General features: G+C 62.3%; 12 protein-coding genes. 6 read left to right on the forward strand and 6 right to left on the reverse strand.

The window, feature by feature from the left end:
- Positions 1–163: 163 nt before the first annotated feature.
- Positions 164–862: an orotate phosphoribosyltransferase gene (gene pyrE, locus ACE04A_RS25180; RefSeq protein ID WP_447992092.1), complete on the reverse strand. Its 699-nt coding sequence runs from the start codon at positions 860–862 to the stop codon at positions 164–166.
- A 131-nt stretch (positions 863–993) separates the two neighbouring features.
- Here pyrE and ACE04A_RS25185 point away from each other — a divergent pair, with 131 nt between their 5' ends.
- Positions 994–1782 (forward strand): exodeoxyribonuclease III, encoded by a 789-nt coding sequence (locus ACE04A_RS25185; protein ID WP_100853915.1) that lies wholly within the window; start codon positions 994–996, stop codon positions 1780–1782.
- Positions 1783–2261: 479 nt separating this feature from the next.
- Positions 2262–3608: an NADP-specific glutamate dehydrogenase gene (gene gdhA / locus ACE04A_RS25190; protein ID WP_485820648.1), complete on the forward strand. Its 1347-nt coding sequence runs from the start codon at positions 2262–2264 to the stop codon at positions 3606–3608.
- A gap of 96 nt (positions 3609–3704) precedes the next feature.
- On the opposite strand, the gene ACE04A_RS25195 is transcribed toward gdhA, so the two are convergent.
- Together ACE04A_RS25195 and ACE04A_RS25200 are read right to left on the reverse strand one after the other, a co-directional pair.
- Complete coding sequence (locus tag ACE04A_RS25195) at positions 3705–4202, reverse strand: copper chaperone PCu(A)C (RefSeq protein WP_485820649.1); 498 nt, start codon at positions 4200–4202, stop codon at positions 3705–3707.
- A 19-nt stretch (positions 4203–4221) separates the two neighbouring features.
- Positions 4222–5121 carry a LysR family transcriptional regulator ArgP gene (locus ACE04A_RS25200; protein WP_448718318.1) on the reverse strand — a complete coding sequence of 300 codons (900 nt, stop codon included), beginning with the start codon at positions 5119–5121 and terminating at the stop codon, positions 4222–4224.
- A 170-nt stretch (positions 5122–5291) separates the two neighbouring features.
- Between ACE04A_RS25200 and ACE04A_RS25205 the strand changes: the two genes are divergently transcribed.
- Positions 5292–5918 carry a LysE/ArgO family amino acid transporter gene (locus ACE04A_RS25205; protein WP_279994302.1) on the forward strand — a complete coding sequence of 209 codons (627 nt, stop codon included), beginning with the start codon at positions 5292–5294 and terminating at the stop codon, positions 5916–5918.
- 141 nt (positions 5919–6059) lie between these two features.
- Here ACE04A_RS25205 and ACE04A_RS25210 read toward each other — a convergent pair whose 3' ends face one another.
- The 3 genes from ACE04A_RS25210 to ACE04A_RS25220 form a co-directional block, all read right to left on the reverse strand.
- On the reverse strand, positions 6060–6485 hold the full coding sequence (locus tag ACE04A_RS25210) for an organic hydroperoxide resistance protein (RefSeq protein WP_100853910.1): 426 nt from the start codon (positions 6483–6485) through the stop codon (positions 6060–6062).
- 172 nt (positions 6486–6657) lie between these two features.
- Positions 6658–7119, reverse strand: coding sequence for a MarR family winged helix-turn-helix transcriptional regulator (locus ACE04A_RS25215; protein WP_050446197.1), 462 nt, complete (start codon positions 7117–7119; stop codon positions 6658–6660).
- A gap of 68 nt (positions 7120–7187) precedes the next feature.
- Positions 7188–7895 carry a Crp/Fnr family transcriptional regulator gene (locus tag ACE04A_RS25220; RefSeq protein WP_259251002.1) on the reverse strand — a complete coding sequence of 236 codons (708 nt, stop codon included), beginning with the start codon at positions 7893–7895 and terminating at the stop codon, positions 7188–7190.
- 168 nt (positions 7896–8063) lie between these two features.
- On the opposite strand from ACE04A_RS25220, the gene ACE04A_RS25225 reads away from it, so the two are divergent.
- The 3 genes from ACE04A_RS25225 to ACE04A_RS25235 all read left to right on the forward strand — a co-directional run.
- Positions 8064–10040 (forward strand): AMP-dependent synthetase/ligase, encoded by a 1977-nt coding sequence (locus ACE04A_RS25225; protein ID WP_485820650.1) that lies wholly within the window; start codon positions 8064–8066, stop codon positions 10038–10040.
- 5 nt (positions 10041–10045) lie between these two features.
- On the forward strand, positions 10046–10843 hold the full coding sequence (locus tag ACE04A_RS25230; protein WP_100853906.1) for an ABC transporter ATP-binding protein: 798 nt from the start codon (positions 10046–10048) through the stop codon (positions 10841–10843).
- An 11-nt stretch (positions 10844–10854) separates the two neighbouring features.
- The coding region (locus tag ACE04A_RS25235; RefSeq protein WP_485820651.1) for a branched-chain amino acid ABC transporter permease at positions 10855–11417 on the forward strand (563 nt) is incomplete at its 3' end.

Consider the following 11417-nt stretch of genomic DNA (forward strand, 5'->3'; position numbering starts at 1 on the left):
GCACATTGCCGCCCCTTTTCTTTTGCCAAGAATGGGGATGACCAATTCTTGATCGGAGATCCCCAATGTCTGACTACATCGAAGTGCCGCAGGCATCGCCGAGCCCGTGGCGCGCTATGGATGACCGGGCGCGGGGCAGCGGCCCGGTGCCCATCCAAACCGCTTACTTCACCCCGTACTTCGTCCGATACGCCTGTACCGCATCGCGGTTTTCCGCGAAAGACGCGTCGTCTTCCAGCAAGGCCATGATGTCTGACAGCGATGCAATCGCCACCACCGGAATGCCGTACGTCTTGGCCACGTCCTGCACGGCGGAATGGGGGGACAGCGCGTCATCCGGGCCGGCGCGTTCCATGCGGTCCAGGGCGATCAGCACGGCGGCCGGTTCGGCGCCCGCGTTGCGGATGATTTCCACCGATTCGCGCACTGACGTGCCCGCCGTGATCACGTCGTCGATGATGACGACCTTGCCCTTGAGCGGCGCACCGACCAAGGTGCCGCCTTCGCCGTGGTCCTTGGCTTCCTTGCGGTTGTAGGCGAACGGCACGTCGTTGCGGCCATCCATCGCCGGGTGGCCCGCCAGCGCTACCGCCGTCGCGGTTGCCAACGGAATGCCCTTGTACGCCGGGCCGAACAGCATGTCGAACTGCACGCCGGAGTCCAGTAGCGCCTGCGCATAGAACTGCGCCAGTTTGCCGACCGCGCGGCCGCTGTTGAACAGGCCGGCATTGAAGAAGTACGGGCTGATCCGACCCGATTTGACCTTGAAGCTGCCAAAGCGCAGCACGCCTTCATCAAGGGCGAAGCGGACGAATTCTTGAGGCGTGGCGGAAGATGGCGTGGCAGGAGTGGCGGCGGGCATGCGAGTGGGTCCGGTGAATGGCAAACCCCCGCATTTTATCCGTTGTCGGGGCTATTCCCTGCCCCCGGCGCCGAGTCGGTTAAATTCCTGGCATTGTTCCGGCCCCCCGGCCGCTCTACAGGAGTTTCGCTTTGCTGCGCATCACGTCGATTAATCTCAACGGCATCCGCTCGGCCTTCCGCAAGGGCCTGCAACCCTGGATGGAAAAGCATGCGGCGGACATACTTTGCCTTCAGGAAATCAAGATCGCCGAGTCGGACCTGACAGACGACCTGCGTCATCCGCCTGGCTATACCGGCCACTTCCACCACGCGGTGAAAAAGGGCTACAGCGGCGTGGGCATCTACCTGCGCAACGCCGCCGAGCGCGTGAACATCGGCCTGGGCTGCGAAGAATTCGACCCCGAAGGCCGCATCATCCGCGCTGACTGGAAGAACCTGTCGGTGGTCAGCGCCTACCTGCCCTCGGGCTCCAGCGGCGACGAACGCCAGCAGGCCAAGTACCGATTCCTGGACCGCTTCGCCCCCTGGATCGACGCCCTGATGCACGAGCACAAAACCACCGGCCGCGAATTCGTCATCTGCGGCGACTGGAACATCGCGCACAAGGAAATCGACCTGAAGAACTGGAAGGGCAACATGAAGAACTCGGGCTTCCTGCCCGAAGAGCGCGCGTGGCTGACCGATGTTTTCGACAAGCGCGGCTTCGTGGACGTCTTCCGCACCATCGATGACCGCCCTGACCAATACACCTGGTGGAGCAACCGTGGCCAGGCCTGGGCCAAGAACGTCGGGTGGCGGATCGATTACCAGATCGCCACGCCCGGTATTGCCGCCCGCGCGCGCAACGTGGCCATCTACAAGGACGAGCGCTTTTCCGACCACGCGCCGTTGACGATCGATTACGACACCACGCTTTGATAGGTAAAGGCGGGCGCGCGCGGCGCGTCCGCCGGTGCCGACCGGCACCACGGGCGGCAGGCATCACGTTCCGATCAAAAATATAATTAGGGACGCATGACCTATCCGTCAGGCGGTTATCAACCCGTGACTTGGCGGCAAACCCCTTTGTTTGCGGGGTCTAAGGGCGATTCCAGATCTCCACCTCAATTGCCAAAAAACGGGGACACATTAAAATCCCCAGCAAATTCAACGCCTGCCCTGAAATTCCGGCCATTTTCCCGCACCAAGACCGCATTTCTCTATACATGCGTCCCCATTTTATGAAAAGAAAATACGCTTTCTTTTCAACGCACTAAGACGTTCTGGCACCTTTGCGCAGGGCAACAAATTTCCCATACACTTGCGCACCATGACGGTGCTGTTTATGCACCAGAATAATTAATCCGCGCCCCACAATGGCGCAGAACGCACCCATTCGTAGCACCCCCGAGGAAATCATGTTGAAAGTGCAGAGTCTGGACGACTTCCTGCGTGGCGTCGCCGCGCGCGACCCGCAGCAGCCCGAGTTCATGCAAGCCGTCCAGGAGGTCATGCATAGCCTGTGGCCTTTCATCGAAAAGCACCCTCACTATGCCGACCACGCCCTGCTTGAGCGCCTGGTTGAGCCGGAACGGGTCATCCAGTTCCGCGTGTGCTGGACCGATGACCGGGGCCAGGCCCAGGTGAACCGCGCGTTCCGCATCCAGCACAGCTCGGCCATCGGCCCGTTCAAGGGCGGCATGCGCTTTCACCCCTCGGTGAACCTGTCCATCCTCAAGTTCCTGGCGTTTGAACAGACGCTGAAGAATTCGCTGACCACGCTGCCCATGGGCGGCGGCAAGGGCGGGTCCGACTTCGACCCCAAGGGCAAGTCCGACGCCGAAGTCATGCGCTTTTGCCAGGCATTGATGATTGAGCTGTATCGCCACCTGGGCCCCGACACCGACGTGCCGGCCGGCGATATCGGCGTGGGCGCGCGTGAAGTGGGCTTCATGGCCGGCATGATGAAAAAGCTGTCGAACTCAACCGCCAGCGTCTTCACCGGCAAGGGCCTGACCTTTGGCGGCAGCCTGATCCGCCCCGAGGCGACAGGCTACGGCACCGTGTACTTCGCCGAAGAAATGCTCAAGCGAGTAGGCAAGTCGTTCGACGGCCTGCGCGTGTCCGTGTCCGGGTCGGGCAATGTGGCGCAGTACGCCATCGAAAAAGCCATGTCGCTGGGCGCCAAGGTCGTGACCGTGTCGGATTCCAACGGCACCGTCGTTGATGACGCCGGCTTCACGCACGAAAAGCTGGTGGCGCTGATGCACATCAAGAACGACCTGCGCGGCCGCCTGGACACCTATGCCCAGCAATTTGGCCTGAAGTACGAAGCGGGCAAGCGCCCGTGGCATGTGCCGGTGGACGTGGCCCTGCCCTGCGCCACCCAGAACGAACTGGAACTGACCGACGCGCAAACGCTGATCAAGAATGGCGTGCTGTGCGTGGCTGAAGGCGCCAACATGCCGGCTACGCTGGATGCCGCCAAGGCATTCATCGCCGCGCGCGTCCTGTACGCGCCGGGCAAGGCCAGCAATGCGGGCGGCGTGGCGGTGTCGGGCCTGGAAATGGCGCAGAACTCCGCGCGCCTGTCGTGGACCCGCGAAGAGGTGGACGCGCGCCTGCACGCCATCATGCGTGACATCCACGAAAACTGCGTGCGTCACGGCCACAGCGAGCGCGAATACGTCAATTACCTGGACGGCGCCAACATCGCCGGCTTCGTCAAGGTTGCCGACGCAATGCGCCAGCAAGGCTTGTATTGATTTTGACGCTGGCCGCCACATAAAGCGTGGCGGCGCAAAAAGAATGGCGGCCCATCAGGCCGCCATTCTTGTTATTCCGTCGCCAGCGTCACGCGCTTAGTGCTTCATGGCGCCATGATCGTGGTTCATGCTCATGCCGGGATTGTGCGACGCCGGCTTGACCTTGAATTGCACGGCGACTTCGCCGGCCTTTTCAAACTTCAGCGTGGCGGGCACGGTGGCGCCATCCTTGAACGGCGCGCGCAGCTTGATGAACATGACGTGATAGCCGCCCGGGCTGAGCTTGACCTCGGCATCGGCCGGCACCACGATGCCGCCTTCCACCTGGCGCATCTTCGACACGCCGTTCTCGGTCAGCACGGTGTGCAGTTCGACGCGCTCGGCGGCGGCGGACGACACCGACAGCAGGCGGTCTTCAGTCTTGGCGTCGTTATCGATGTCCATATACCCCGCCCCATTGGACTGACCCGGCGCCGACGCGCGCACCCAGACATCGTCGATTTCGATCTGGCCAACCTTATAGTCCTTCGCCCACGCCGAACCGGCCGTACACAGGCCCAGCGCGGCAATGCATGCGAATTTGCGGATGTTCATGGGGGTGTCTCCTAGTGGGTTAACGCCGCCGGACCAAGCTGCGGGCGGCCGACAGAACCGAATCGGTCAAGGCTTCCATCGCCTCGGAGTTTACCCGCCAATGTTGCCAATACAGCGGCACATCTTCCCAGGCGCGGCCGCGAAGCAGCATCAGATGACCTGCATCAAGATGCTCTTGCACCAGCGGTAGCGGGTTCATGGTCCAGCCCAGGCCGCCCAGCGTGGCTTGCACGAACGCACGCGTGGACGGCACCCACCAGACAGGCGGCTGCCAGGGCGCCGGGTCCGAGATCTTGTGCGCAAAACGTGCCTGCAAGGCGTCCTTGCGGTTGAACACCAAAACCGGCGCTTGCGCCAGCGTCTGCGCGTTGACGCCCTGGGCGAAATAGCGCTTGTGGAAATTGGGCGTGCACGTGGCCACGTAGCGCATGCTGCCCAGCGAATGAATCCGACAGCCCTGAACCGGATCGGCCAGCGTCGTCACCGCGCCCAGCACCGAGCCGTTGCGCAACAACGCGGCGGTATGGTCCTGGTCTTCGGACTGCATGTCCAAGGTGGCGCGCGTGCGGGTTGAAAACAGCAGCGCGGCTTCGACAAACCAGGTTTCCAGGCTGTCGTGATTGACCGCGATGGGGATGCTGGCGTGCGGTACGTCGTCGTCGGACACGCCCAGCCGATTCAATGCGTCGTGCTCCAGCAGCGCCGTCTGCTCGGCCAGTTGCACCAGCACCTGACCGTCGGCCGTGGCGGCGGCCGGTACCGTGCGCTGGACCAGCAGCCGGCCCATGCGGTCTTCCAGCGCCTTGATGCGCTGCGACACCGCCGACGGCGTCACGCTCAAGGACAGCGCGGCCCGCTCAAAACTGCCTTCGCGCACGACGGCGGCCAGCGCCCGCAGGTTACCGTGGTCGATTTTCATGGATTAGCTCTGCTTAATATAGTGAAGGAAAATTAGCTGTATTTCATTCGTAGGGCAAGAGAAAATACGCTATTGCCGAACTGCGCGACGCTCTCGCACGCCACGCACGACAACCTCGGCACCCACATCAAAGCGCCGCCACAGGCGTTGCAGTCATAGGTATTTGCATCATGTTCGCCACATCCCCCCTCTTTCTTACAGCCTGGGCCAGCGGAACGGCCACCGGGCTGGGCCTGTTCGCGGTCGTGGGCGCGCAAAGCGCCTTTATCCTGCGCCAGGGCTTGATGCGCGCGCACCTGCTCAGCGTGGTCGCCATCTGCGCGCTGATCGATGCCGTGTTCATCTTCGCCAGCGTGTCGGGCTTGCAAGCCCTGACCACCTGGTTTCCCTGGCTGACCACCGCCGTGCTGTGGTTCGGCGTGGCGTTCCTGTCCTGGTACGGGCTTCAATCCGCGCGCCGCGCGCTGTCGGCAACGGGCGGCCTGGCCGCCGCGCGAGACGTGGCGCCCTCGCGCCGTGCCGCGATGCTTGGCGCGCTGGGCTTTACGCTGCTGAACCCGCATTTCTGGCTGGACATGGTGGTGGTGGGTTCGCTTGCCCACGGCTTCGACGACGCCCGCATGGCGTTTGCCGCCGGCGCCTTCACCGCCAGCCTGTTGTGGCTGGCCGTGCTGGGCATTGGTTCGCGCCTGTTCGCGCCCTTCTTCTCCAGCGCCTTGGCCTGGCGGGTGCTGGATGGCGTGATTGCCGTGGTCATGATCGGGCTGGCCATCAGCCTGGTGGTCAAGGGCGTATAAGAAACGCCACCAAAAAAAGCGCCACCCATCCTGTGAAGGAGGGGTGGCGCTTTCGCCATCAAGTGACGGGGTCAACGTGAGCGGATCAACCTGAACGAATTAACGTGACCCGATCACACTGACCGGCCGAACATTAACGACTCAGACAATCGTCAACGTCACATCGATGTTGCCGCGCGTGGCGTTCGAGTACGGGCAGACGATGTGCGCGGCGGCGACCAGCTTTTCGGCCTGTTCGCGATCCATGCCCGGCAGCGAGATCTTCAGTTCGACTTCGATGCCGAAGCCGGTCGGGATGGCGCCGATGCCCACAATGCCGTTCACCGACACATCGGCCGGAATGGCGATCTTGTCGCGGCCACCCACGAACTTCATGGCACCCAGGAAGCAGGCGGAATAACCGACGGCGAACAATTGTTCGGGGTTGGTGCCGGCAGCGCCCGAGCCACCCAGCTCGCGCGGCGTGGTCAGCTTGACGTCCAGGTTGCCGTCATCGCTGACGCCACGGCCTTCACGGCCGCCGGTTGCGGTGGCATTGGCGCGATACAGGACTTTTTCGATAGACATGGTGTGTTTCCTTTGTAGGATAAAAGTTGAACTGCCAGGCCTGGCGGGCCCTCCCGCTTCGGCGTTTACTGATGACTTGCAAACCTGCAAATCCATTTCGCTATTTAAGTAGCGCACAACTATATCGTGCACTACTTATTAGACCGGATGATGACACGCATCACCCCACACTTCAAATACTTTCGACCAGCTTGACCCGCAATGCGTGCAGCGCCTTCATCATGCCCTGCGCCTCGTCCAGCGTGCATTGCGCGGCGGCCGCCACCGAATGCGGCACGGTTTCGGCGCGCTCTCGCAACGCTCGACCCTGTTCCGTCAGCCCGACGATCACCTGGCGTTCATCGTCCACGGCGCGCTTGCGTGTCACCAAACCCGCCGCTTCCAGGCGCTTCAACAGCGGCGTGAGCGTGGCCGAATCCAGGAACAGACGGTCGCCGATATCCGTCACCGTGATGTCATCGCCTTCCCACAGCACCAGCATCACCAGGTACTGCGGATACGTCAGGTCCAGCCCGCGCAACAGCTTGCGGTACACCTTGTTCATCGCCAGCGAAGTCGAGTACAGGGCGAAGCACAACTGGCTGTCCAGCAACAGCGGATTGAATGCGCTTTTGGCTTTGGATCGAGATTTCATTGTGCAATATTAAATAGCGCACTATTTAACGTCAAGGGTTTTTTTAAAAGATGTCGCGCCCCGCGCGTTCAGGCCGCTTGCTCGCCGTCGACGGGGGTGCGGTCCGACCCGTATTGTTTCAAGCCATCCAGGTTCAGCACGCGCACGGCGCCGTATTCCACATTCAGCAGGCCTGCCTCTTCCAGCTTGCGCAACGCCTGGTTGGCACGCTGGCGCGACACCCGGGCCAGATAGCCGACTTCTTCCTGCGTAATGGTCAGGCGCATGCCCATGCCGGGATACAGCAAAGGGTTGAACAGCTCGGCCAGACAGCGGGCTACTCGCGCATCGGGGTCCAGCAATCGGTCGTACTCCGCCTTGCCGATGAACTGCGCCACGCGCTCGTTCAATTGATGGAGCAAATAGCGGTTGAAGGGAATGCTGGTGTCCAGCAGCCAGTCGAACGTGGGGGCCGGCAGCCGCGCCACGACGGAATCACGCAGCGCAACGATGTCGTACTTGCGGTCTTCGCGCTTGAGCAGCGAGCCCTCGCCGATCCAGCCGCCCGCAGGCACGCCGGTCAGCGACGCCACTTTGCCTTCCGCGTTGCCGACCGACACCTTGACCAAACCGGCCAATACGCCAATCCAAGCCTGTGCGAGTTCACCTTTGCGCTCTATGATCGATCCGGCAACGACTTGCTGCACAGAGAGGTCCCGCTCGACGCGCGATTGCTGCTCGGCGTTGAGCACGCGAAACCACGCCGCGGCAAGTTGAAGGGAGTCGGATAGCTGCATCGGGAATACCCTAAAAGTTCCTTGAATGTCGCGATGGTGACAGTTGGTAGCAACCCAACCTTATACCTTAAGTCCTGCCGTAAATCTAAAACCAACTGGTCAAGCCCCTTCTCGCCACAGTCGCTCCCGCGGCGCCTGGCACGGTGTGCCCAAACCGGAGGAGACAACGTGGCACATTCATCGCCCGCATCCGCACAGGTGCCGGCGGCGCTGGACACCTTTCCAGCGCTGCTGTTCGCGCATGCCAATGTTCGTGGGGCGCGGCCCGCGATACGAGAGAAAGATCTGGGGATCTGGCAAACCCTGACGTGGTCCGAAGTGGCGGCGCATGTGCGCCATGTTGCGAACGGATTCGCGTCACTGGGCATACGGCCCGGCATGCACGTTGCCGTCATCGGCGAGAACCGCCCGCGCCTCTATATGGCCATGATGGCCGCGCAGTCGCTGGGCGCGATTCCCGTGCCGCTCTATCAGGACGCGGTTGCGCAGGAAATGGTCTACGTGCTGCAAGACGCCGAGATCAGCGTGGCCGTCGTGGAAGACCAGGAACAGGTCGACAAGATGCTGGAAGTGCGCGAGCAATGCCCGGCCTTGAAGCACGTGGTGTTCGACGACCCGCGCGGCCTGCGCCATTACTCGGACCCGATGCTGCAATCCTACGAGCAGCTTGAGAAGCTGGGCCAGGAGTACGCGGCGCAGCATCCCGAATACCTGGACCAGGCCATCGCCGCCGTGCAGCCGCATGACGCGGCCGCCATGTTCTATACCTCGGGCACCACCGGCAAGCCCAAGGGCGTGGTGCTCACGCACCATGCGCTGATCGACCGCGCGCGCGCCGTGTCCGACATGGAAAAACTGACCGACCAGGAAGACGTGCTGGCCTACCTGCCGCCCGCGTGGATCGGCCAGAACATGTTTTCGTACACGCAGTTGCTGGTCACGGGCTTTACCGTCAACCACCCCGAATCGCCCGACACCGTGGCGATCGACATGCGCGACATCGGCCCCACCTATTACTTCGCGCCGCCGCGCGTGCTGGAAGGCCTGCTGACGCACGTGATGATCCGCATGGAAGACGCGGGCTACATCAAGCGCAAGCTGTTCGGCGCCTGCATGAATCTGGCGCGCCGTGTGGGCACCAAGATCCTGGACGGCGAATCCGTCAACGCCTGGGACCGCCTGCGCTACGCCATTGGCAATGCGCTGATCTACGGCCCCTTGCGCAACGCGCTGGGCATGAGCCGCGTGCGCGTGGCCTACACGGCGGGCGAGGCCATCGGCCCTGATCTCTTCGTGTTCTACCGGTCCATCGGCATCAACCTGAAGCAGCTGTACGGCTCGACGGAAACGTCGGTGTTCGTGTGCGTGCAGCCCGACGGCAAGGTACGCGACGATACCGTCGGCCCGCCGGTGGCAGGCGTTGAAATCCGCGTGGCGGACAACGGTGAAATTCTGGTGAAAAGCCCCGGCTTGTTCAAGGAGTACTACCGCAACCCGGACGCCACGGCCGAGGCGCGCAGCGCCGACGGCTGGTTCCACACGGGCGATGCGGGCTACCTGGATACCGACGGGCAGTTGAAGATCATCGACCGTGCGAAAGACGTCGGCAAGCTGGCCAACGGCAGCCTGTTCGCGCCGAAGTACATCGAGAACAAGCTCAAGTTCTTCCAGCACATCAAGGAAGCTGTGGCCTTTGGCGCCGACCGCGATGACGTCTGCGCGTTCATCAACATCGACCTGGAAGCCGTGGGCAACTGGGCCGAGCGCCGGGGCCTGCCGTACGCGGGCTACACCGACCTGGCCGCCAAGGAAGAGGTCTACCAACTGATCGCGGAATGCGTGGAGCAGGTCAACGCCGACCTGGCCACCGACCCGAAACTGTGCGCCTCGCAAGTCAGCCGCTTCCTGATCCTGCACAAGGAACTGGACCCGGACGACGACGAACTGACCCGCACGCGCAAAGTGCGCCGCGCGTTCATTGCGCAGAAGTACGGCGTGCTGATCGACGCGCTGTTCGGCGGCAAGCAGTCGCAGTTCATCGAAACCGAAGTGAAGTTCGAAGACGGACGCACCGGCAAGATCTCGGCCGACCTGAAGATCCGACCCGTCAAGACGTTCCCCGCCATCACAGCCCGAGCCGCGTAGAGATCATGAGCAACAACGACCGCGACCAGCGTATCGGCGACGTCATGCTGGACATGCAGAACATCTCCCTGTCTTTCGGCGGCGTGAAGGCGCTGACGGACATTTCCTTCAACGTGCGCGAGCATGAGATTCGCGCCATCATCGGCCCCAACGGCGCCGGCAAAAGCTCGATGCTGAACGTCATCAACGGCGTCTACACGCCGCAGCAAGGCGGCATCGAATTTCGCGGCGAACGCTTCTCGAAGATGAACCCACGGCGCGCCGCCGAAATGGGCATCGCGCGCACGTTCCAGAACCTGGCGCTGTTCAAAGGCATGAGCGTGCTGGACAACATCATGACGGGCCGCAACCTGCGCATGAAGTGCGGGCTGCTGTCGCAGGCGTTCCGCCTGGGTCCGGCCGAACGCGAAGAAACCCAGCACCGCGAATTCGTCGAGAACATCGTCGACTTCCTGGAAATCCAGGCCTATCGCAAAACGCCGGTGGGCCGTCTGCCCTACGGCCTGCAAAAGCGCGTGGATCTGGGCCGCGCGCTGGCGATGGAACCGCGCCTGTTGCTGCTGGACGAACCCATGGCCGGCATGAACATCGAGGAAAAGCAGGACATGAGCCGCTTCATCCTGGATGTGAATGACGAATTCGGCACCACCATCGTGCTGATCGAGCACGACATGGGCGTGGTCATGGATATTTCCGACCGCGTGGTGGTGCTCGACTACGGCAAGAAGATCGGCGATGGCCGCCCGGACGAAGTCCGCGCGAATGAAGACGTCATCCGCGCCTATCTCGGCGTGTCGCACTAAGGCGGACAGACATGGGATTTTTTCTAGAGACCTTATTTGGCGGCTTGATGAGCGGCATGATGTATGCGCTGATCGGCCTGGGCTTTGTACTGATCTTCAAGGCATCCGGCGTCTTCAACTTCGCGCAGGGCGCGATGGTGCTGGTGGCCGCCTTGTCTATGGCGCGCTTTTCGGAATGGATTCCGCGCTGGCTCGGCTTTGACAACCTGATCCTGGCCAACGTGCTGGCGTTCATTGTCAGCGCCATGGTGATGTTCGTGCTGGCGGTGGCCATCGAACGCTACGTGCTGCGTCACCTGGTCAACCAGGAAGCCACCACGCTGTTGATGGCGACGCTGGGCATCAGCTACTTCCTGGACGGCCTGGGCCAGATCACGTTCGGCAGTTCGGTGTATTCCATCAACGTGGGCATGCCCAAGGATCCGCTGCTGATCCTGGACTCGGTCTTTGAAGGTGGGTTGTTGATCAACCTGGAAGACCTGACCGCAGCCGTCATCGCGGCCTTGCTGGTCGCCACGCTGGCGCTGTTCTTCCAATACACGTCCACCGGCCGCGGCGGCGCGCAGTGGCCGAC

It is taken from the genome of Achromobacter colocynthidis, assembly GCF_057334535.1.

What these genes read in the sequence shown, in the direction of transcription:
- ACE04A_RS25210 (WP_100853910.1), bottom strand. Translation starts at nt 6,485, where the DNA reads ATGTCTATCGAAAAAGTCCTGTATCGCGCCAATGCCACCGCAACCGGC.
- pyrE (WP_447992092.1), bottom strand. Translation starts at nt 862, where the DNA reads ATGCCCGCCGCCACTCCTGCCACGCCATCTTCCGCCACGCCTCAAGAA.
- ACE04A_RS25195 (WP_485820649.1), bottom strand. Translation starts at nt 4,202, where the DNA reads ATGAACATCCGCAAATTCGCATGCATTGCCGCGCTGGGCCTGTGTACG.
- gdhA (WP_485820648.1), top strand. Translation starts at nt 2,262, where the DNA reads ATGTTGAAAGTGCAGAGTCTGGACGACTTCCTGCGTGGCGTCGCCGCG.
- ACE04A_RS25205 (WP_279994302.1), top strand. Translation starts at nt 5,292, where the DNA reads ATGTTCGCCACATCCCCCCTCTTTCTTACAGCCTGGGCCAGCGGAACG.
- ACE04A_RS25200 (WP_448718318.1), bottom strand. Translation starts at nt 5,121, where the DNA reads ATGAAAATCGACCACGGTAACCTGCGGGCGCTGGCCGCCGTCGTGCGC.
- ACE04A_RS25230 (WP_100853906.1), top strand. Translation starts at nt 10,046, where the DNA reads ATGAGCAACAACGACCGCGACCAGCGTATCGGCGACGTCATGCTGGAC.
- ACE04A_RS25215 (WP_050446197.1), bottom strand. Translation starts at nt 7,119, where the DNA reads ATGAAATCTCGATCCAAAGCCAAAAGCGCATTCAATCCGCTGTTGCTG.
- ACE04A_RS25220 (WP_259251002.1), bottom strand. Translation starts at nt 7,895, where the DNA reads ATGCAGCTATCCGACTCCCTTCAACTTGCCGCGGCGTGGTTTCGCGTG.